This is a genomic window from Paenibacillus methanolicus (assembly GCF_008124765.1).
Taxonomy (GTDB): Bacteria; Bacillota; Bacilli; order Paenibacillales; family Paenibacillaceae; genus Paenibacillus_Z; species Paenibacillus_Z methanolicus.
Window position 1 is genome coordinate 97,519 of record NZ_VNHS01000006.1, and the last position, 20,786, is coordinate 118,304.

A 20,786-nucleotide genomic window follows, 5' to 3' on the forward strand; every position below is an offset into this window, starting at 1 on the left:
CCTGTCCGGCGATCAAGAGGCTGCGGGAGTCTTGGCGGCAGCCTTCGGCTTCTCGCCTTTCTTCAGCAGCAGCCAGAACGGGCTCGCGATGAAAATCGACGAGTATGCACCGCAGACCAAGCCGAACAAAATCGCCAATGAGAACATTTTAATCGATTCGCTGCCGAAAATAAACAAGCAGGCCGCCGCGACGACAACGGTCAGGACGGTATTGATCGATCGGGTCAGCGTCTGCCAGATGCTGTCGTTGACGACTTTGCCCAAATCGGCGTGCGATTTGACCTTCGAGAACCGCATATTCTCGCGGATCCGATCGAAGATTACGACCGTGTCGTTGATCGAGTAGCCGATGATCGTCAGAATCGCCACGATGAACGGCAGGTTGACCTGAAGCCGGAAAATCGAGAACAAGCTGATGACGATAAACGCGTCGTGAAGGAGCGCAACGACGGCCGCGATCGCAAACCGCCATTCGAATCGGATGCTGACGTAAATGATGATCCCGATGCTGGCGATCAGCACCGCTTTCAAGGCGTTGTACTGAAGTTCGCGCGCCATCTCGACGTCGACGGTATTGACCTCGAAAGAGGCTTCCTTGTCGAACTTCTCGGTGAAACCGGTGCGCAGCGCCTTTTCCTGCGCGTCCGTCAATATCTCGTCGAACCGCATCGTGACCCGCGTTGCGCTGATGGTAAGGTGCGGATCATGGAGACCGCTATCCTTGAAATACGCTTCCATCTCTTCTTTCTTCGCGCTAAGATCCGATTTGACGACGACGTCGACATTCGAACCCGCGCTGAAATCAACGCCATAATTCAGTCCCATCGCCGCGAGCACGATGATGCCTAGAATCGTGATCGCGATGGAGAAGATAAAGAAAAACTTGCTCTTCTCGATGAAGCTAAACGAGCGGTTATTCTCGCCAAAGTAATTAAAGCGCACGGATTTCACTCTCCTTCACGCCAAGTAAAGTCGGTTTCTTAATAATGTTGCTGCGAATAAGGAGAGAAAGAATGAAACGCGAGAAGAAGACGTTCGTAAGTATACTGACGACCTCTGTCAAAAGCAGCACGACCGCGAACCCTTTGACCGCGCCCGTACCGATGAAGAACATGACGAGCGCCGCGATAATGGTCGTGACGTGCGCATCGATGATCGTCAAGAACGAACGCTTCGAACCGGCGCGGTGAGCGGACAGTATGCTCTTGCCGCTGCGAATCTCTTCCTTGATCCGCTCGGCCATGATGATGTTTGCGTCGACAGCCATTCCGATCCCCAGAATAAACGCGGCAATGCCCGGCAAAGTCAGCGTCGCGTTTATCAGCTTGAACCCAAGCAATAGCAGCCAGATGAACGAAATGATCGTGAAGCTGGCGACAAGCCCCGGAATGCGGTAGAACACGATCATGAAGATTAAGATCAACACGGTCCCGAGCCCGCCGGCGAAGAGCGTTTGTTGCAATGACAGCTTGCCAAGCGAAGCGCCGACGCTTTGCGTATATTTCTCCGTCAGCTTGAGCGGAAGCGCGCCCAGGTTGATTTTATCGGCCAAATCCTTTGCTTCCTCGCGCGTGAAGTTGCCCGTGATTACCGCCTCGTCGCTGTTGATCGTTTGCGAGACGGCGGGAGCGGAGATTTCTTCCTCGTCCATATAGATGGCCAGCTGGTTCTTCCCTGCCGGCAGCGCCGCGATCGCTTTCGTTACCTCGCCGAATTTGGACGAGCTTTTCAATTTGATCGTAATTTCGTAGCCGCCGAGCGTCGTCATCCGATAGCCCGCGCCGCCTTCCACGAAATCCGTACCCGTCAGTTCGGTTTTGCAATAGCTTGTCCCTTCCGCGCAGCCCACCATGCTGCGGAACGTAAGGGTGGATGGCGTTTTCAAAATTTCCCGCACGTGCGCCTCGTCGGTGACGCCCGCGATTCGAACTCGAATGCGGTTTGCGCCCTCAGGCGTAATTTCCGGTTCCGCGACGCCGGTCTTGTTCGCGCGGCGTTCGAGGCTTTTCGCCGTCTCGCGCAGCGAATCCTGCGTGACTTTTCCGCCTTCGTTCAGCGGCTGCGCTTCGTACAAAATTTCGAAGCCGCCTTTCAGATCGAGGCCGAGGTTCACCTGTTTGACGAGCCATGGGCTCGTCGCCGCCACCACGCCGATCGTAAGCACGACGGTGAGCACTAATGCTAGCAGACGGTTCATAATGCCTGTGTTCCCCCTCTAAATGTAGTGAATCGTCCGGCTTTGCCGCACGATTCTAACCGCGATTGCAAACAGACGCGCTTTCCACATACGTCTGCCGCCGCCATTTCATCATTTATTATAGCCCTGCAGGAAAATCGAGTCAAAAAAAGAGCCCCATCGGTTAGAAATGGGTCCCCTTATACGCGCTTATCGTCAGAAAATTCATGAATTTGGTCACCTTGAGCGATAAGATATCGTTCACGACCTGATGCATGGCCGGCTCTCCGGTCTTCGCATACTTCTCGCTGATGCACTCCCAAATCTCTTTCCCCGTCACATGTTCGTAGCCGATCATCCGAAATTCGGCCGCTTTGCTCTCGCACAGCGATTCGATGGAATGAACCCACTCTTCTTCCGTCATTGCAATGCCCCCTGCCTTTTGCCTCTTGTCTGTTCATTCGTCAACGCTCCAACATATTCCTGCCATTTTCGCGAAAAGGCTACAGCGCAATTTTCGAAGACATGGAATCGGACATCCCCCGCATAGTTTAGAACACATGGAGATGTTCGCAAAGCGAGGGAATCGATGTGACGAAGCAAACTTTTATCAAGGGCGCGCTTATTCTGCTGGTGGCCGGCGTATTAAACCGCATACTCGGCTTTGTTCCGCGCATAGCCTTGCCCCGGATTATCGGCGCGGAAGGCGTGGGACTTTACCAGCTCGTGTATCCGTTCCTAATCGTGATGCTAACGGTCATTACGGGCGGCATACCGCTTGCCGTCGCCAAGTGGATCGCGGAAGCGGAATCCAAGGGGGACGCGCGGCGCGTCAAGCAAATCTTCCGCGCGGCGATGGCGCTCTCCGTCCTGCTCGCGCTCGGCTTGACCGTTGTATTCGCGCTGCTCATTCCTTGGATATCCACCAACCTGATGACCGATTCCCGCGTGTATCGCACGCTGCAGGTCACAACGCCGCTGCTGCTGATCATCGGCGTAGGGTCTGTGTACCGAGGCTACTTTCAAGGCAAGCAGAACATGATACCGACCGCGGTCTCGCAGACGGTCGAGACGATCATTCGCATTATCGGATCGCTGCTGTTCGCCAGTTGGCTCCTACCGTACGGCATCGAATGGGGCGCTGCAGGCGCCATGCTGGGCGTTGTCGCAGGCGAGATTGCCGCGCTTGCGGTCCTGCTGTGGAATTACAAGGACAAACGAGCCCAGGATAAAGACGCTCCGCAAGAGGCAATCGAACTCGAAACAGGCGTCGTGACGGCACCCTCGGTCAAAACTGCGCCAGCATCGCGAAAACTGCTTAAGCGTCAACCGATCTTGCGCCGGTTGATTGGACTGTCCGTCCCGGTCACGGCAAGCAAATTGATCGGGTCATTCTCCTATTTGTTCGAATCGATCCTGACGGCCCGTGCGCTTGCGGCCGCCGGCCTGCTTGCGGCGGAAGCGACGGCGCTCTACGGCGCGCTGCAAGGGATGATCATTCCGATCTTGCTGCTGCCCACCGCGCTCACCTATTCCTTGGCCGTCTCGCTCGTCCCCAATTTGTCGGAGGCGGCCGCGAAAGGCGACCGTTCCACGATACATAAGCGTCTTCACCAATCGATGCGTCTGTCGCTTGTTACCGGAGCCCCTTTCATTGTGGTCATGGGCCTTTTCGCGGAGCCGATCTGTCTGCTGCTTTACGATCACGCGGACATTGCGCCCATGCTGAAATGGATGGCGCCAATCGGCCTGTTCATCTATCTGCAGGCTCCGCTGCAAGCCGCGCTTCAGGCGCTTGACAAGCCGGGCACCGCGTTACTGAACACTTTGGTCGGCGCGATCGTCAAGCTGGTTCTGATCGTCGAACTCGCTTCGCAGCCGGAGCTTGGCATTTACGGCGCGTTGATCGCGATTAACGTAAACATCGCCCTCGTGACGATTCTCCACTGGTTCAGCGTAATGCGAGCGGTCGGCTTCAAAATGCAGCTGATCGACTTCGTCAAAGTCGGCGCAGCCATGATCATTATGGGCGCGGCCTCGCTATGGATCATGAACCGACATTTGCTCCCGGCGTCTTGGCATAACCTGCTGCTCGCGTCGATTCTGGGTGGACTGCTGTACATTGGGCTGATGATCAAGATGGGCATCGTGAGCAAGGACGACATTGCGCGGATTCCCGTCCTAGGCAAGTGGTTTCGTCCGCGCACGCATTAATGGCATCGGGTTCGTATGCCTTCGCGCATTAGCTTCCGCTATGTACGCGGACGCCGCATCGGATCGATGAACACCTTTCCTCTGTGGTCGATCGTGCACAGGAACACCTGCTTCGCATCTTGGATCCCCCGCTGCTTCAGCTGCGTGTTGAGCCAGAACCGGTCTTTGCCGATCATCTGAATGTTATCCTCGACGATTTTACCGTCCATGATTAGCGGGACCGGCAACGACTCGAATCGATAGTTTTTCGGGAACGGCTTTGCCAGCGGCGTCTGGGCAATGGTGCCAGGCACGGGCTCGCCCTCATGGTGACCCGTGCTTTTCTTCTTGTCTTTCGGAAAAATGGACAGCTTACCGGTCGTCTCCAGCACGGCGAACTCCACGTCCGCGACGGTCGGCAGCTTGTTCTCCCGCAGTTGCAATAGCAAATCGTCTAGATTGTATCGCTGTTTACGCATCGCATCTCGGTTTAACTTGCCTCGTTCAATCAAGATCGTCGGCTTTCCGTCGAACCATAGCCGCAATTTACGGCTCTTCAGCGTAATGAAAGCCAGAAATACCTGGACGGCGACGAGCACCGCCATTGGCGTAATCCCGTCAATGAACGGGCGGTTCGTATCTTCGATCACGATAACCGCAATCTCCGCGACCATGATGGAGATGACCATGTCGAACACGGACAATTTTCCGATCTCCCGCTTGCCCATCAGTCGTATAACGATAAACACGACAAAGTACATTCCAAAAGTTCGGATTGCGTTGTCCCAAATGTCCAAACTTCAGCGCCTCCTTCGTATTACCGTGCGGCGGCAGGCGAAGCTGAATTCCTTCTATCCGCTGCGTACAGCTATTGTCACCGGAGGGAATTGAGCTAATACGAATGTACCTTTTCGAATTTATGGGAACATCGGGACGCCTGTACTAATTGCGGCAGCTTGGCCATATGGTGTACTAACCGCATTCATTCATGGACTTATGACGAGGAGGAGTTGTACGAATGAAACATGTTGCGAAAGTACGGATTCCATCGCCCATGCTCTCCGGCATCGTGTATGCCGCCGTCTGGCTTGCGCTCGGCGCGCTCTCGCTCTCGCTGCTGCTGCGCTTCGGAAACATGGAAGAGAATCAGCTCGGCCTATACAGCTTGATCGTTCATGGCATTGCCGCGCTCTGCGGCGGGTTTGTGTCGGGCAGACGGTCCGGCAAGCGAGGTTGGTATTACGGAGGCGCGTTAGGATTCGCTTACGGCGTGCTCGTACTTCTCGTAGGCTTCCTGGCCACGAACGCCGGGTTGACGCCCAGCACGCTGACGATGATGGGGATCGCGCTCGGAAGCGGTGCGCTCGGCGGCATATTCGGCGTGAATACAAGTAAATAATAGGTAATCGTCCGGAGTCCTCCTTACATTGTAATCCCCCTGTTCATTTGTGCTATACTAGATCGAGTTGCATCCATGCAATTTCGGTAAATGTTTAGGGGGATTTCATTACGATGGTTTTGTTTCAAAATATGACTACGGTCACGATCTACACGACCTTGACCGTCATTGTGCTGCTCTGGTATGCCGGAAGGACGAATCCGTTTCGAATCGGTGGTCTATTCCTGCGCGAGCTCGCGACTTCTCGCTCTTACTTGGTACATTTCGTCGCGCTGCTCGGCATTTTGTTCCTCAACAAAATCGAATTGACCGTCGAGACCAAATATTTTATCAACACGGCCGATTACACGGGGTTCTTCCAATCGATTGAAGGCAATTTCGTAAGCAACCTTCAACATACGTTCGAGAATCCGATTCTGACCGCCGTCCTTGCTTTCATTTACGTCGTGGTCTTCCAATCGCTGCTCATTACGTCGATCGGCGTCTACACATACAAGGATTCCACCAAGCGGATGTTCTACGCGACCTGCTACGCGATCATGATCAACTATTTGGTCGCCATTCCGTTCTATCTGCTACTGCCGATCAACGAAGTTTGGCACCACGATCCAAGCGTTCGCTTCCTCATGTTGGATGTGTTTCCCACGTTCGAGACGGAGTACCGCGCGCTATCCGGGCTGAACAACTGCTTCCCGAGCCTGCATACGTCGATCTCGGTGACGCTCGCCGTACTGGCTATTCGCTCCGGAATCAAAAGGTGGGCGTGGTTTTGCGGCATTATCGCGGCATGCGTTATTTTCGCGATCTTCTACCTTGGCATTCACTGGCTCATCGACATGTGCGGCGGCTTGCTGCTCGGCCTATTCGCCTCCACCGTGGGACTCCGTTTAAGCAAAGCGACGCTGCGCATGCGGACGCGCCGTATCGGCCGAATTGCCGCTGCACGAACGCTAACGAGAGAAGAAGCCAATTGAAGCGTCTTCATGCATCAAGGCCAGCTCCGGATTGTCGGGGCTGGCTTTTTCGTTAAATAGCCGGGTTCCTTCATTGAAAAAAATAAAAACCCCGGCGCAAAAGGGAGGCCACTGAAGAACTTACGCATTTTTCTTTGACGGCTTGCGTATCACACAAAAAGACATCCATTCCCACCTTTTGGGAATAGATGTCTTCTTTTTTAGGTCAAATACAGCTCCATCATTCGGTAATTCTTAGTCTGTTAACTTTAAGATTCGTTTTAAATTCACGGCGAAAATTGTCATCGCCCCTTGCATTTCCATGCCAAGCAGACCCGAGGATGTCGCAACATCATACCCGTGTCCATGTTTGAGTTCACTGTTCTTCGCTTCAATTTTGTAGCGTTCCTTGGCTTTTTCCTTGAAATACGCTGAATCTTGGAACGCCATTCGCTCGGTGTGCTCATCGGATTTAATACTTACCGAATAGCTTTGCTTTTAGCGCCTTCTTTGTAGCACCCTTCCTTGTGCGGACAATGCTTGCATAGTTCCACATCAAAATAATAGGTGTCCGTTTGGTTTTTGCCGACCCCTTTTTTACCCTGCCGAGCCTTTCGAATGGCCATATGTCCAGCTGGACACACGTACATGCCTGCATCTTTGTTGAATAAAAATTCGTCTTCTTTCTTACGCGCACCTTGCGTGACGAGGGGATTTAGTTTGGCAACAAGTTCAATTTCATTTGTTTTCGTGTACGCAATATTATCTTTTTCGGAATATGCAGTATCCCCAATCACCGTTTTGACCTGCATGCCAGCTGCTTTGCTTTTTTCGATGAGAGCCTGCAATTGCTTGCCATCATTCTTCTCACCCGTTGTAATGACAGCCGCTGTAATAATCCGTTCTTCGGTCATCGCAAGATGAGTCTTGTATCCAAAAAACGCGGAATCCACACTTTTGTGGCCAACGCGCGCATCCGGATCCGTTGCTAGGCGAAGCTGTTCGACGTCATCCGCAACGGTCTCTTTCAGCAGGTTAAGCGGCTCCACAATTTTCGGCACCTGCGCAATGCCACTCTCGTTTTCGATGAAGTTGACGAGTTTTTGGCAGTACGCAATTTCATCTTCGAGTTCGCTCGTTGTATTCTTTGCCGGCATTTTGGCCTTGACCGACTCATCCATGGTGTACACGGCTTTGCGCAATTTACGTGCACGGTCTTGCAGAATTTCTTGAGGCGTTTTCTGGTTGTAGCGTGCTTTTGTATGCGTGGCGTCGACGATGATGGAAGTGCTCTTCAGGATATTTTGCTCGATGGCAAGTTCTACGGTCTTGCCGATGAGCATGTCCAAAAGGTTGATGTCTTTCAACCGTAGCTTGCGAAATTTCGTCAAAGAGCTCGGATCAATGACCGGGTCTTCCGGTGCCATGCCGAGGAAGTATTTGAACGACAGGTCATACTTTGAGCGCTCCACGATGTCGACATCGGATAGTTCAAAAATGGCCTTCAGGAGCAAGTATTTAAACATGCGAATAGGATCAATGGCATTGCGTCCATTTTCCAGGCAATATTTCGTTTCCAGTTCGTCATATATGAAAGAGAAGTCCACCAACTGATTGATTTGACGGAGCATATTATCCTTCGGCACGACGATGTCATACAGTGCCGCATAAGGACTCAAAACTAAGGTTTGTTGTTGCCGAATCATCCGCTCTCACCCGCTCTTTATGATGACTCTATTATAAAGCAAAAAAGGTACAGCCTCTTCAAATTTCTTGAAGGTCTGTACCTTTTCCTACGAGACGGACTTTTTCAGTGGCCCCGCAAAAGGCCGGGGTTCTTGCATGAGTCGATTAAGCTTTCACTTCTTCGACATTCTCTTCCTTCTTCTCCACCGTTTGCGCCGAGCTTGCGCTCGTCACGTTGTTGATCGCGCTACGGTCGAACGTGATTTTGGTCGCATCGTTGACGCGAAGAACGACCACGTCGTCCGTAATTTCGTGAATCGAGCCGTGCATGCCGCCGATCGTGACGATCTTGTCGCCCTTCTTCAGCTGGGACAGCATCGATGTACGTTGTTTCTGTTTGCGCTGCTGCGGGCGAATAAGCAAGAAATAAAAAACCGCGAACATCAGCACGAAAGGTAGAATAGAACCGAGAGCTTCCATGACAAAAATCCTCCTTTAAAATCCTTTATCATTGTCAAACAGGCCGTACTTGGCAAAGAAGGCATCCCGGAAGTCTAGCAGCCGGTCATCCATGATTGCTTGACGTACGTCTCGCATGAGCTGCAATAAGAAGTGCAAATTGTGGTACGTCGTCAGCCGGAGGCCAAACGTCTCGTCGGCTTTGATAAGATGACGGATATACGCTCTCGAATAGTTCTGACACGTATAACACGAGCATTCCGGATCCAACGGACCGAAGTCCTCCGTAAATTTTGCGTTCTTGATCACCAATCGGCCGGAGCTTGTCATGGTTGTCCCATTGCGCGCAATGCGGGTAGGCAATACGCAGTCGAACATGTCGATGCCGCGGATCGATCCTTCGAGCAACGCATCCGGCGAACCGACGCCCATCAGGTATCGCGGTTTGTTGGCCGGAAGCAGCGGGACGGTCACGTCCAGCATGTTGAACATCAGGTCTTTAGGCTCACCTACGCTTAGTCCTCCAATAGCATACCCCGGGAAATCCATGGAAGTCAAATCAGCCGCGCTCTGCTTGCGCAAATCCTCGTACATGCCGCCTTGCACGATCGCGAAGAGCGCTTGATCATGCGGCCTGGCGTGGGAGTTCAAACAGCGCTCTGCCCAACGGGTCGTACGCTCCAGCGACTGCTTCACGTACTTGTGATCAGCCGGGTACGGCGCGCACTCGTCGAAAGCCATCATGATATCCGGACCGAGCGCGTTCTGAATTTCCATCGCCTTCTCCGGCGAAATGAACAGCTTGTCGCCGTTCAGATGGGAACGGAATTCGACGCCCTCTTCCTTGATCTTGCGCATGTTGCTCAAGCTGAACACTTGAAAGCCGCCGCTGTCGGTCAGAATCGGCCGATCCCAGTTCATGAACTTGTGCAAGCCCCCGGCCTGGCGGACAATCTCGTGTCCCGGACGTAGGAACAAATGGTACGTGTTACTCAAAATAATATGCGCGTCCATCTGCTTTAATTCTTCCGGACTCATCGTCTTGACCGTTGCCTGGGTGCCGACCGGCATGAACGTCGGCGTATCGATAATACCGTGCGGCGTATGTACGCGCCCGAGTCTTGCCCCCGACTGCTTGCAAACTTTAATTAATTCGTATTTAATCGCCACTGTGCACTCTTCCATTCCGTTAGTAGATAAACATTGCGTCTCCGAAGCTGAAGAACCGGTATTCCCGTTCAATCGCTTCCTTATAAGCATTCATGACCGCTTCCTTGCCTGCAAGCGCGCTGACGAGCATGACGAGCGTCGATTTCGGCAAGTGGAAGTTCGTTAGCAACGCGTCCACCAGCTTGAATTCATAGCCGGGATAAATGAAGATATCCGTCCATCCGCCGCATGCAACCGGACCTTCCGGGAAACGTCCGGCAACCGTCTCGAGCGTTCTGGCGGAAGTGGTGCCAACGGCCACGATTCGTCCGCCGCGCGCTTGCGTCGCACGCAGCAGCTCGGCCGTCTCCGCGCTCAACTCGTAATATTCGCTGTGCATCTCATGCTCTTCGATCCGCTCTACCGACATCGGACGGAATGTGCCTAGTCCGACATGTAGTGTTACGTAAGCGACATCGATACCGTTGCTGGAAAGTTGTTCCAAGAATGCCGTCGTAAAGTGAAGGCCCGCGGTCGGCGCAGCCGCCGATCCGGCATGCTTGGAGAACACGGTCTGATAGCGTTCGCGATCGGATAGTCTCTCCTTGATGTATGGCGGTAGCGGCATCTCGCCCAGCTGATCGAGAATCTCTTGAAAGATGCCCTCATACCGAAACTCGACTTCGCGCGCGCCCATCTCTCCTTCCCCCGTAACGATGGCCCGCAGCAGCGGCTCGCCGCCGCCGTCATCGCCGAACACGAGCTCCGTGCCGACCTTCAATCGCTTGGCCGGTTTGGCGAGCGTCTCCCAACGGTCTCCGGTCGTCTGCTTCAACAGCAGCAGCTCCGCTTTGGCCCCCGTGTCGGCTTTAGCGCCGAGCAACCTGGCCGGCAGTACCCGGGTATTGTTCAGCACAAGCGTATCGCCAGGCCGAAGCATATTAGCTAAATCCATAAACCCGCCATGACGGGTCGCCCCGCTCGTCTTGTCCAGCATCAACAGGCGTGAAGCCGTTCGATCCGCCAGCGGCGTCTGCGCAATCAAGCGTTCGGGCAATTCAAAATCGAAATCCTGTACATTCATCCGTTAGCTCATTCCTTACCGATCGTTACGTCTTTATAGTAGTATTGCAAAATATATTGATAGTCATACCCGGCTTCCGCCAAACCGCGGGCGCCGTATTGCGATAGGCCTACGCCATGGCCATAGCCGTTGCCGACGAAGCGGAAGGACGGTTCTTTGGTTGCGGCCCGGATTTCGCCTTTGCCATTCAGAATATAGATCTGGCTGACGCCGATCTCCTCCGCTTTGCCTTCTCCGCCTTGCACGATGAAACCCGCGCTGCCCGAAGTCCGCTCCGCCGTGCCGGCCGCTCCCGCGATCGTCATGCGGGACGTCTCGTCGATACGGAAATTCGTGCTCGGCAGGCCGCCGAACGCGGAACGAAACGCGTCGGGATTCCCCACCGTTAGCGCCGAGCCGTTCGCTTTGATTTCCGTCGGTCTTCCGGATGGTCCCGTCTTGCTGATCTCCAGCGTGAGAATCGGACCTTGCACCGCCGTCTTCACTTTGCTCTTGATCGTCGCGAGAAGTTCCGAGGACGTAAACGGTCCGCGCACCCATGACATTTCGTTCGATTGGGTGACTTTCTCCAGCACGACGACGCGCGTCCCGCTATTTACTTGCGAGACCGGCGCAACCGCGTCCTGAACGAGCGGAATCGGCCTTACTTTAACGCCATTGCCTTTGACGCTCATAATCGGCGAACCGGCTGCCGTCTTCTCGTCCGTCGCGGCAAGCAGATCTTCGCGGATGTAACCGTTGACGCCGCTAGGAAGGACGACGCGGTACCATTTGTACAAGCCCTTCTCCGATACTTCGTCCGGGCTCTTCACCGTCTTCAAGTATGGGACGGCGCCGCCCCAAATTTCTTGCGCTTCAGCCGTGTCTCCGCCGGCGCTGGACGAGAAGACGGTCTCGATGAGCTTGCCGCCATACATGGCAACTTCGCCCTTCGTGGCATCGACGGCCTTGATCGTCGCCGGTTTCTCCGCGCTAATCCCGCCGTACGCTTGACTCAGAACCGTATCGACTACATGCGCGACTTGAAATCCGAACCCTTGATACAAGGCGTACGTTCTGGCCGCGACCGCTTGCGCCTTCAACGCTTCGGCGTGCCAGGATGCCGGCATCTCGGCGCCCACGACCGAATATAGGTACTGTTCGAACGGCAGCTCGTTGACGATCGTGAGTTTGCCGTTCAACCCGCTCACTTCGAATTGGCCGCGATAGCTGCGGCCGTATCGCTCGGCGAACTTGATGCCGTTCTCCGAAGCGGTGCTTAACCAAACTTTCGTGCCGCTAGCAGGTACCGCGTACAACGCCTGGGGCGCGTTCGACGCCCCGGTGACGGCATAGTCCTCAAGCATCAGGAGATATGACGATGCCGTATCCGCCGCCGTCAATGCCGCTCCTTCCGGAATCGTTGCGCTAGCCGTCTTCACGGCTGCGAGCCCCGCGCTGTCGGCAGCCGAACCGACCAGCACCGTATAGACGGCAGCCGCGGAACCGGACTGCTTCATCGCCACATAGGCATCTAGGTTCGCGGCGCTGAATGCGGCGGCCGCCGAATTCGCTTCCTCGCGCGAAGCGTATACGCCGGCTTCAAGATGCATCGGGCCCGTTACGGTCGCGGCCGCCTTGCCGGTAATGGACGCCAGCGTGCCGTCGCCCGTCCACTTGGCCGCAGCCGTCTTGGCCGCAGCCGCGGTCGGGTAACTGCCCTCCTGCACTTGATAGACAAGACCGCCCTTGGAAGCGGATGTCAGAAACGGGGAGCCGCCGGCAGCTTTCACGCGCTTGGCGGCAGCAAGCGCCTTCGCGAAATCGGCGCTCTCGAACACGCGCACCTTATAGTCGTCTAGCGTAATTCGCACCGTCTCGCCGGCCTTCGTCGTCAACAGCGGCCGTACGCCCGAAGGCTGACGGACGCCAACTTCGAGTCCCGTTGATGCAGAGAACGTCCCCGTCGTCGTGTTCAGCTTGTATTTGGGCAGATCGATGAAAATCGCAACCCGGATCGTATCCAGCTTCGGCACCGCCCCGTAAGAAGGCCATGCCGTCCATACCGATACCAGCAGCAGCGCGGCCATAAGCGCTACCGCTATGCGCCGCCATGACCGCGGCGGAAACATGCCTCTACTTGGCAACCGCCGCCCGTTCCTTGCTTCGCTTTCCATGAGCCGCTCCTCTCCATGATCTCTTTCTTGAACCGCGCATTTTATGATGAACGATTTTTCAATTCAGATGACGGTTACTACTTGCCGCCTTCTCCGCCAAATTGCTCGGGAATCGGCAAACCAAGATGCACGTAGGCTTGCGGAGTGACGATTCTCCCCCGCGGCGTACGCTGCAGGAACCCGATCTGCATCAAATACGGCTCGTAAACGTCTTCGATCGTTTGGCTTTCTTCCCCGATCGTGGCGGCCAGCGTATCAAGGCCTACAGGCCCACCGCGGTAGCTCGTGATCATGGCGCGAAGCATTTTGTGATCGATCTGGTCCAAGCCGAGCGGATCGACTTGAATCAATTCCAGCGCATATCGGGCAAGATCGTGCGTCACGATGCCGTCTCCCCGTACTTGAGCGAAATCGCGCACCCGCTTCAGCAGCCGGTTGGCGATTCGCGGCGTTCCTCTCGAACGCATGGCGATTTCTCTCGCCGCTTCGCCGATGATATCGACGCCGAGAATCTCGGAGGCGCGGGAGACGATAAACGCCAATTCGTCGACCGTATAGAACTCCAGTCGGCTAACGACGCCGAAACGGTCGCGCAGCGGCGCGGAGAGCAGACCGGCCCTCGTCGTCGCGCCGATAAGCGTAAACGGCGGCAGTTCCAGCCGAACCGACCTGGCGCTTGGCCCTTTGCCGATCATAATATCGAGCGCGAAATCCTCCATCGCCGGATAGAGCACTTCCTCCACCGTCCGGTGAAGCCGATGAATCTCGTCGATGAACAACACGTCGCCCTCTTGCAAATTCGTCAGCAGCGCGGCCAGATCGCCCGGTCGTTCGATGGCAGGACCGCTCGTCGTCCGTAAGCTAACGCCTAGCTCGTTGGCGATTATATTGGAAAGCGTCGTCTTGCCGAGACCCGGCGGGCCGTACAGCAGGACGTGGTCGAGCGCTTCCTTGCGCAGCTTGGCCGCCTCGATGAACACTTTCAAGTTCTCCTTCACTTGCGTCTGGCCGATATATTCGGCCAAATAACGCGGACGCAAGCTAAGCTCCACCGCGGCGTCTTCCATCATCAGGTTGGCGGAGATAATCCGGTCGTCCATGTGCAACTCTCCTTTCCCACTCAACCTTTAAACAGCTGCTGCAGCGCGCGTTTCATTAACGCGTCTACGCTCTCGTCCGCTTGGACCGAGTTCTTCATGGCATGCCATGCGCGGTCCAGCTCCGCCGTCGTATAGCCGAGCGCCGCCAATCCTTCCTTGGCTTCGCGCCAAGCGACGCCGCCCTCGAGCAATTCCGGCGGTATAGAAGGATTATCGAACGCAAGGCCGTCCGCCGTTAGCCCGAAGCCGCCGGTGAGCGCTTCCAGTTTGTCCTTCAAGTCCAAAATCATGCGCTGCGCCGTCTTCTTCCCGATGCCGGGCAGCTTCGTCAGGAACGCGATATTCTCTTGACGGATCGCCGCCGCCACCGCTTCGGGCTTGCCGCCCGCTAGAATACCAAGCGCGACGCGAGGCCCGATGCCGGAAACCTCCAGCAGCTTGCGGAACATATTCTGCTCTTCCCGCGTCTCAAAGCCGAACAGCAGCGTCGCGTCTTCCCGCACGTGATGGTGCGTGTAGACGGTCACCGCCTCGCTTGTCTTCGCGAACGCGTACGGGTTAGGCGTGTAAATCTGATAGCCGATATCGCGAACGTCCACGACGATATATTCGACGTCCCAATGGACGACCCGGCCTTTCACGTAATCTATCATGGCCTGGTCACCTCGTTAATTTTTTGCGATAGAACGGACGAATGGGCATGGCAAATCGCCACCGCCAGCGCATCGGCCACATCGTCGGGCTTCGGAATTTGCGACAGCTTCAGGAACATCCGCACCATCTCCTGCACTTGCCGCTTCTCCGCCTTGCCGTAACCGACGACGGCCTGCTTCACCTGCAGCGGCGTATACTCCGACACCGAAAGTCCGCGCTGAGCCGCGGCCAATATGATGACGCCTCTGGCCTGCCCGACGGAAAAAGCGGTCGTCACGTTCTTGTTAAAGAACAACTTCTCGACCGCAACGGTGTCCGGTTTGTACTTGTCCATCAAAGCGCACGCCGATTCGTACACTTGAAGAAGTCTCGTTTCCTGCGGCGTGTGCGCTTCCGTCTGGATGCAGCCATACTGGACCGGAACGAGTTTGCTGCCGATTTTATCAATGAATCCGAACCCGACAATCGCGATTCCCGGGTCAATGCCTAATACGCGCAACCTGCTCTCTCCTCACGCATGCGTTATCCTCTTGCCCAAATGGCTTCCCCCATTATAGCAAATGTTCGCCTTCATGAGAACACGCTTTCGATATCGGCTAAGCAAGGTGTAACGGCTGCGCCGTCTATTGCGGCGATGCGCGTTTCATTCCGGACATATAGAGGCTGTTGAACAAGTGTGAAACTTATACTTTCCGATAATTCGAAAAGGGAGGGGCTTCGTCCGCCCCTCCCTGCGCGCTTATTCAATAGGTTCGCTTCATGACTTTCTCGCTGCGGTCCGCCGCATAGTCGCTGAACGTGGACAGCACGCTGTTATATTCATCCTTATCCGTGACGCGGATGCCGGCCGTTAATTGATCAAGTTGATCTCGCGGCAGGCTGCTCTCCATGAAATTGACGTCCAGCTGAAAAAAGGTGCGCAATACCTTCTCCTTCTTCGGAGGTCCATCGAACAACGACAACCGGCCGGTTTTGTCCATGCTGAACGTCGCGGTCTTCTTGCAGGCGTCCGACAAATCGTCGATCCGCTCCTCCATGACGACCTGTCCATCGGGCTCAAGCAGCGCCGTCCATTGAGGGTGCCGACGCATTAGCCCCAACACCTGCCGCGACCCCATCGTGCCAAGCGCCTCCCTTTCGTCGCCGCAAAGATAAACCCGCCTCAGCTCTACCGTAAGGTCGCCGGCTTGATTGGATAACATCTCGATCACGCTCCCGCTTTGCAGCCGATCGCCGGCCGTCCCGCGTTGATCAGATTGCGAATCGAACCACGTCTCGGAGTTCGGCAATTCAGTTGCGTAGACATGAACGGCTTGCGAGCTTGAGCTAAAAGCGATAACGGCGACCCATAAGCAGCCCAGCTGCCACGACGGTCTTCCTCTGCGGCGAAGCCGCTTCTTCAACTGCTTCCAGAGGCTAAATTCCATCACCCGGAAAGCACCCCTTTTTACCTTTTTTGCTAGTGTCTCTCCGCAGCTGGGGGAATATGCATGCTTGCGCGCAGAATCAAAACGTCGCGGCAAGAGCCCGCTCGCGCGAGTGGCGGGCAGGCTCTTCATCCGATAGGACTAACGGTTAATCCAAGGAAGACTAGGTCCGGTACGTCTCGGCTGGGAAGCTCGCGGCGCACGGACGGTACGAACCGTCGTCTTTTTGGCCGGTTTGCGGGGAACGACCGTTTTTTTGCCGGCATGCGGCAGCTCGATTTTCAAATCCGGTTCGTCGTCAAACGCGACTTCCTTCTCCCGACCATCGCCGCAGCCGCAGTCGCCGGATTTATCGGCAGCCTCGATCTGCTGCAGGGGAGAAGTTTGACCGTAACCGGAATACCCGTAAGTCGGAACGCCCCAATGACCATAATTCGACACTCCGGCCGTTTCGTGACCATAGCCATAATCGTTCAGGTGCAGCGGACCGCTTCCCGGTCCGTAGCCATAGCCGCCTTGCGGACCGAAGTTGGCCGGTAGCGTCTGCGGCGCCCCTGGGCCGTAACCGTAGCCGCCGTGAGGAGCATGGTGCGCCGGCATCGCCTGCGGCGCGTCGTAGCCGTAACCATAGCCACCCTGCGGGCCGAGGTCCGCCGGTAGCGTCTGCGGCGTTTCATAGCCGTAACCATAGCCGCCTTGCGGGCCAAGATCCGCCGGTAGCGTCTGCGCCGCTTCATAGCCGTAACCATAGCCGCCTTGCGGGCCAAGGTCCGCCGGTAGCGTCTGCGCCGCTTCATGGCCGTAACCATAGCCGCCCTGCGGGCCAAGGTGCGAAGGAAGCGTCTGCGGCGCTTCATATCCGTAACCATAGCCGCCTTGGTGGCCAAGGTCCGCCGGTAGCGTCTGCGCCGCTTCATGGCCGTAACCATAGCCGCCCTGCGGGCCAAGGTGCGCCGGTAGCGTCTGCGGCGCTTCATGGCCGTATCCATAGCCGCCCTGCGGGCCAAGGTGCGAAGGAAGCGTCTGCGGCGCTTCATGGCCGTATCCATAGCCGCCCTGCGGGCCAAGGTGCGCCGGTAGCGTCTGCGCCGCCTCATGGCCGTATCCATAGCCTGCTTGCGGCGCGACGTGCGGCGAAATTTCGGCAGGTTCGTAGCCGAAAGGCCCGATTCCGGCCGGCGTGGCGCCATACCCATATCCCGGGCCGCCATGATCGGATGGGCTTGCGCCATACGGGCTCGGCGGCGTGATCGGCACTGGCGCGCCCCATGGCAGATCATTAGCGCCGCCTACGTGCCCCGGTGGGCAATCGGCTTCCTCGGCAGGACTGAACAGCTCAGGCTGCCCGCCGTAGCCATAGCCCCCTTGCACGGGCTGCGCGACGCCGTAGCCGTGGTGATGCTCATGTTTCGTATGGTGGATCGACTCTGGCAGAGCCGGCATATCGTATAGCGACATGACTTCCGTTGCCGGAATGCCGTATTGTTCGAACAAATCCGTGCTTTTCTCGTATTCGATGTTGATCGAATAGCCCGGCTTCACGACAGGCTTCTCGACGACAACGACAGGCGGCATCTCGACCGGCAGCTCCTCCGCGACGGGCGGCTCTTCGACGACCGGAGGCAGCTCAGCGACAGGCGCTTCCTCGGCTGGCAGTTCCGCGACGGGGGGTTCCTCGGGAATAGGTTCCGGCACGGGCGTCGGCATCGGCGCAGTGTCGACTTTTCCTTCGATTGGCGCCGTATTGGCCTTGCCTTCGATCGGCGCCGTCGATTTTTTGCCTCCCAAGAACGGAATCGACGGCAGTATTTCAGCCGGAAGTTTGCCTACTTTGCCCACCAAGTCCGTCACGCCATGTACGACCGACAGCGGATGAAGCGGATGGTGTCCGTTCCCCCCATGGGAGTGCTCCACGTTCTCCGGCACGACGATCGGCGTGCCCGGCTTAGGCACGTTAACGACTTCGCCGGTCAGCAGCACGTTCGGATTTTTCAGATGCGGATTGGCTTTAATCATGTCGCTCAGCGGAATTCCCCACGCCTTCGACAGCTTCCACAGCGTATCGCCTTGCTTGACGACATGCTGATGCATGACGTCGACTTGCACCGGTTTCCATGTCGGAACCTTCACTTTCGTCCCAACCTCCAGCACGTCGGGGTTCGTAATGCTCGGATTCAGCTTTACGACCTCATCTAGCGAGACGTTGTACTTTTTTGCGATTAAGTACAGGGAGTCACCCTTTTTAACGATATGGATTTTCACTCGACGCTTACCTCCTGACGCATTCTCATACGTTCGCAACAGGCGAGCGCCCGTTGTTTATCCCTACATCCTATGCAGGAGATAGGCAAGTGTCTCCCTATCGGCGCAAAAAAAAATGGAGGCCCGGCCTGATAACAGGCGAACCTCTCATAAGTGTGGTCGATTACGCGCGTTGCAATGAAGGGGTTCAGCAAACGCATTACTCGATGCAACGCCAGCTAGCCTTCGACGATCGGATACGTAAAGCTTGGATAGCTGCCGAGCACGCGAACCTGGCAACCCAGCGCCTCGATCTCTTCAATGGCCGCCGGCAGCAGCACCGAGTCGAGCGACATGTTAATGTCGATAAAGAAATAATACGTTCCAAGTTTCTTCTTCGTTGGGCGCGACTCGATACGGGTGAGATTGATTCGGCGCCAAGCGAATGCGGACAGCACCTGGGAGAGCGCGCCCGGAAAATCCTCCGGCAGCGTCACGAGAATGCTCGTCTTCTGCACGTCCGATTGCCGCTCGGTGAACGGACGGTTGCCGACGAGCAGGAACCTCGTGTAATTGTTGTCGTGATCGGTCACGCCCTGCTCTAGAATATCCAGCCCGTTGTTCCCAGCCGCGATGGTCGTCCCGATCGCCGCCCAACCCTTACCGGGGTTGTCGCGAACGATCCGAACGGCCTCCGCCGTGCTGCTCACGTGCTCCTGTTCCGCGTGAGGCAGATGCTCCCGCAAATACTGCAAGCACTGCGCCATCGCGACCGGGTGGCTGAGTACCTTCACGATACGCCCGTAGTCAAGTTTGTTGTCCTCATCCGTCACTTCTTCCTTGCGGCTGATGAGGTTCTGAATGGAAGGGTAAACCCACTCTGCCTGAATCGGCAAGTCCACTTCGTGCACGAGCCAATCCGTATGTAACGTGACCGAGCCTTCGATCGTATTCTCGATCGGAATGATGCTGTAATCTGTCGTACCGTTCGCCGTAGACAGAAAGACGTTCGCGATCAGCTTGTGGTACTCGTACCGCGCCTCCTGTCCCTCGAACAAATATCTCGCTGCCTCGTCAGACACGGAGCCAGACGGCAGCAGTGCGATTTTCGTCATGCCGTTCATTCTCCTTTAATCCGGTCCATGAATGTCAGCGCAGGCGCACCTTCGCTCGTCGCCACGATCGGTCCTTGCGCGTCCGGACGCAGCCATCTCAATTCGGACTTGATCCCCTGTGCGCTGAGCGTCTCTTGCAAAAAACGCTCCAGCTCGCGTTTGGTCGGACTCCCCGCTTCGACTAACGCGAGCAGCGTCGGTCCTGCTCCGCTAAGCGCGGCGCCGAGCGCCCCGTGTTCGCAGGCTCGATCCAAAATCTCCGCCATGCCCGGAATGAGCCCGGCGCGGTAAGGCTGGTGCAGTCGGTCTCGCATGGCATGACGAATGAGCTCTAGCCTGCCGCTCGCGAACGCGGCCACGAGCAGGGAGCTTGCGCCAACGTTGAAAACGGCGTCCTTCATGGAAATTTCCGTCGGCAGCGCGTGCCGCGCCTTCTCGGTGGACAGTTGGAAATCCGGGATCGCGACCAGCACGTCCATATCCGCGTGCGGCTCGAGGCGCACATGCTCCGCGCGGTCGCCGTCCCATGCCGATACAACGATACCGCCGAACAGCGAAGCGCCTACATTGTCCGGGTGGCCTTCGAGCTCGGTCGCAATCTGGAAGAGCCGGTCATCGGACAGCGGACTGCCGATCAGCGCATTGGCTGCCACGAGCGCGCCGACGATTGCGGATGCGCTGCTGCCGAGCCCCCTCGTAAGCGGGATTTCGCTGTACATCGAGATATGAAGCTCCGGCACTTGAACGCCCGCTTCGTCGAAGACGCGCTGCGCGACTTTATAGATCAAGTTCGTCTTATTCAGAGGCACGCCTTCCAGCCCGTCTCCGTACAGATCGATGACCGTCTGGCCGCCGGAGGGCACAGACAACTCCAACCAAGCATATAAGGATAAGGCCATGCCGAGCGTATCGAAGCCAGGTCCCAAGTTCGCCGTGCTGGCGGGTATTCTAACCAATACGTGTCGTTCGCTCATCGTGTGCTTCACCTTCCATC

General features: G+C 56.2%; 18 protein-coding genes and 1 pseudogene. 3 read left to right on the forward strand and 16 right to left on the reverse strand.

Annotated features, from left to right (window positions below; genetic code table 11):
* Window positions 1-12 precede the first annotated feature (12 nt).
* The 3 genes from secF to BCM02_RS16690 form a co-directional block, all read right to left on the reverse strand.
* Window positions 13-942 carry a protein translocase subunit SecF gene (gene secF / locus BCM02_RS16680; RefSeq protein WP_148930258.1) on the reverse strand — a complete coding sequence of 310 codons (930 nt, stop codon included), beginning with the start codon at window positions 940-942 and terminating at the stop codon, window positions 13-15.
* Window positions 932-2,197 carry a protein translocase subunit SecD gene (secD, locus tag BCM02_RS16685; RefSeq protein ID WP_148930259.1) on the reverse strand — a complete coding sequence of 422 codons (1,266 nt, stop codon included), beginning with the start codon at window positions 2,195-2,197 and terminating at the stop codon, window positions 932-934. The genes secF and secD overlap by 11 nt, the downstream gene beginning before the upstream one ends.
* Before the next feature lie 163 nt (window positions 2,198-2,360).
* The gene (locus BCM02_RS16690) at window positions 2,361-2,600 is read right to left on the reverse strand and encodes a post-transcriptional regulator (RefSeq protein WP_148930260.1); all 240 of its coding nucleotides are present in this window, start codon (window positions 2,598-2,600) and stop codon (window positions 2,361-2,363) included.
* Between the two features lie 167 nt (window positions 2,601-2,767).
* On the opposite strand from BCM02_RS16690, the gene spoVB reads away from it, so the two are divergent.
* Window positions 2,768-4,390, forward strand: coding sequence for a stage V sporulation protein B (gene spoVB / locus BCM02_RS16695; RefSeq protein WP_148930261.1), 1,623 nt, complete (start codon window positions 2,768-2,770; stop codon window positions 4,388-4,390).
* A 38-nt stretch (window positions 4,391-4,428) separates the two neighbouring features.
* Here spoVB and BCM02_RS16700 read toward each other — a convergent pair whose 3' ends face one another.
* A complete protein-coding gene (locus BCM02_RS16700; protein WP_148930568.1) occupies window positions 4,429-5,130 on the reverse strand; it encodes a DUF421 domain-containing protein in 702 nt (233 codons plus the stop codon).
* A gap of 257 nt (window positions 5,131-5,387) precedes the next feature.
* On the opposite strand from BCM02_RS16700, the gene BCM02_RS16705 reads away from it, so the two are divergent.
* Together BCM02_RS16705 and BCM02_RS16710 are read left to right on the forward strand one after the other, a co-directional pair.
* Entirely contained in the window at window positions 5,388-5,768 is a 381-nt protein-coding gene (locus tag BCM02_RS16705) for a TIGR04086 family membrane protein (RefSeq protein WP_148930262.1), read from the forward strand.
* Window positions 5,769-5,881: 113 nt separating this feature from the next.
* Window positions 5,882-6,742, forward strand: a complete 861-nt coding sequence (locus BCM02_RS16710) for a phosphatase PAP2 family protein (protein ID WP_148930263.1) — start codon at window positions 5,882-5,884, stop codon at window positions 6,740-6,742.
* A 234-nt stretch (window positions 6,743-6,976) separates the two neighbouring features.
* Here BCM02_RS16710 and BCM02_RS16715 read toward each other — a convergent pair.
* The 12 genes and pseudogenes from BCM02_RS16715 to thrB all read right to left on the reverse strand — a co-directional run bounded on the left by BCM02_RS16715 (window position 6,977) and on the right by thrB (window position 20,766).
* Window positions 6,977-8,427: pseudogene (locus tag BCM02_RS16715) on the reverse strand (IS1182 family transposase).
* Between the two features lie 145 nt (window positions 8,428-8,572).
* A complete protein-coding gene (yajC, locus tag BCM02_RS16720; RefSeq protein ID WP_148930264.1) occupies window positions 8,573-8,887 on the reverse strand; it encodes a preprotein translocase subunit YajC in 315 nt (104 codons plus the stop codon).
* Window positions 8,888-8,902: 15 nt separating this feature from the next.
* Window positions 8,903-10,051, reverse strand: coding sequence for a tRNA guanosine(34) transglycosylase Tgt (tgt, locus tag BCM02_RS16725; protein ID WP_148930569.1), 1,149 nt, complete (start codon window positions 10,049-10,051; stop codon window positions 8,903-8,905).
* 4 nt (window positions 10,052-10,055) lie between these two features.
* Complete coding sequence (gene queA, locus BCM02_RS16730) at window positions 10,056-11,099, reverse strand: tRNA preQ1(34) S-adenosylmethionine ribosyltransferase-isomerase QueA (RefSeq protein WP_148930265.1); 1,044 nt, start codon at window positions 11,097-11,099, stop codon at window positions 10,056-10,058.
* A gap of 8 nt (window positions 11,100-11,107) precedes the next feature.
* Window positions 11,108-13,255 carry a SpoIID/LytB domain-containing protein gene (locus tag BCM02_RS16735; RefSeq protein ID WP_246183416.1) on the reverse strand — a complete coding sequence of 716 codons (2,148 nt, stop codon included), beginning with the start codon at window positions 13,253-13,255 and terminating at the stop codon, window positions 11,108-11,110.
* A 77-nt stretch (window positions 13,256-13,332) separates the two neighbouring features.
* Window positions 13,333-14,355: a Holliday junction branch migration DNA helicase RuvB gene (gene ruvB, locus BCM02_RS16740; protein WP_148930266.1), complete on the reverse strand. Its 1,023-nt coding sequence runs from the start codon at window positions 14,353-14,355 to the stop codon at window positions 13,333-13,335.
* A gap of 20 nt (window positions 14,356-14,375) precedes the next feature.
* Window positions 14,376-15,008, reverse strand: a complete 633-nt coding sequence (gene ruvA / locus BCM02_RS16745) for a Holliday junction branch migration protein RuvA (protein WP_148930267.1) — start codon at window positions 15,006-15,008, stop codon at window positions 14,376-14,378.
* Entirely contained in the window at window positions 15,005-15,508 is a 504-nt protein-coding gene (gene ruvC, locus BCM02_RS16750) for a crossover junction endodeoxyribonuclease RuvC (RefSeq protein ID WP_148930268.1), read from the reverse strand. The genes ruvA and ruvC overlap by 4 nt, the downstream gene beginning before the upstream one ends.
* A 244-nt stretch (window positions 15,509-15,752) precedes the next feature.
* Entirely contained in the window at window positions 15,753-16,436 is a 684-nt protein-coding gene (locus BCM02_RS16755; protein WP_246183438.1) for a BofC C-terminal domain-containing protein, read from the reverse strand.
* Window positions 16,437-16,577: 141 nt separating this feature from the next.
* Window positions 16,578-18,698 (reverse strand): LysM peptidoglycan-binding domain-containing protein, encoded by a 2,121-nt coding sequence (locus BCM02_RS35310; RefSeq protein ID WP_187434260.1) that lies wholly within the window; start codon window positions 18,696-18,698, stop codon window positions 16,578-16,580.
* A gap of 218 nt (window positions 18,699-18,916) precedes the next feature.
* Entirely contained in the window at window positions 18,917-19,792 is an 876-nt protein-coding gene (gene pheA, locus BCM02_RS16765) for a prephenate dehydratase (protein WP_148930270.1), read from the reverse strand.
* Window positions 19,793-19,797: 5 nt separating this feature from the next.
* The gene (gene thrB / locus BCM02_RS16770) at window positions 19,798-20,766 is read right to left on the reverse strand and encodes a homoserine kinase (RefSeq protein ID WP_148930271.1); all 969 of its coding nucleotides are present in this window, start codon (window positions 20,764-20,766) and stop codon (window positions 19,798-19,800) included.
* Between the last annotated feature and the right edge of the window lie 20 nt (window positions 20,767-20,786).

Excerpts from the sequence above, each read along its gene's own strand:
- secD (WP_148930259.1), bottom strand. The coding sequence starts at position 2,197 with ATGAACCGTCTGCTAGCATTAGTGCTCACCGTCGTGCTTACGATCGGC.
- BCM02_RS16690 (WP_148930260.1), bottom strand. The coding sequence starts at position 2,600 with ATGACGGAAGAAGAGTGGGTTCATTCCATCGAATCGCTGTGCGAGAGC.
- BCM02_RS16700 (WP_148930568.1), bottom strand. The coding sequence starts at position 5,130 with ATGTACTTTGTCGTGTTTATCGTTATACGACTGATGGGCAAGCGGGAG.
- BCM02_RS16705 (WP_148930262.1), top strand. The coding sequence starts at position 5,388 with ATGAAACATGTTGCGAAAGTACGGATTCCATCGCCCATGCTCTCCGGC.
- BCM02_RS16710 (WP_148930263.1), top strand. The coding sequence starts at position 5,882 with ATGGTTTTGTTTCAAAATATGACTACGGTCACGATCTACACGACCTTG.
- yajC (WP_148930264.1), bottom strand. The coding sequence starts at position 8,887 with ATGGAAGCTCTCGGTTCTATTCTACCTTTCGTGCTGATGTTCGCGGTT.
- tgt (WP_148930569.1), bottom strand. The coding sequence starts at position 10,051 with ATGGAAGAGTGCACAGTGGCGATTAAATACGAATTAATTAAAGTTTGC.
- queA (WP_148930265.1), bottom strand. The coding sequence starts at position 11,099 with ATGAATGTACAGGATTTCGATTTTGAATTGCCCGAACGCTTGATTGCG.
- BCM02_RS16735 (WP_246183416.1), bottom strand. The coding sequence starts at position 13,255 with ATGGAAAGCGAAGCAAGGAACGGGCGGCGGTTGCCAAGTAGAGGCATG.
- ruvB (WP_148930266.1), bottom strand. The coding sequence starts at position 14,355 with ATGGACGACCGGATTATCTCCGCCAACCTGATGATGGAAGACGCCGCG.
- ruvA (WP_148930267.1), bottom strand. The coding sequence starts at position 15,008 with ATGATAGATTACGTGAAAGGCCGGGTCGTCCATTGGGACGTCGAATAT.
- BCM02_RS16755 (WP_246183438.1), bottom strand. The coding sequence starts at position 16,436 with ATGGAATTTAGCCTCTGGAAGCAGTTGAAGAAGCGGCTTCGCCGCAGA.
- pheA (WP_148930270.1), bottom strand. The coding sequence starts at position 19,792 with ATGACGAAAATCGCACTGCTGCCGTCTGGCTCCGTGTCTGACGAGGCA.
- thrB (WP_148930271.1), bottom strand. The coding sequence starts at position 20,766 with ATGAGCGAACGACACGTATTGGTTAGAATACCCGCCAGCACGGCGAAC.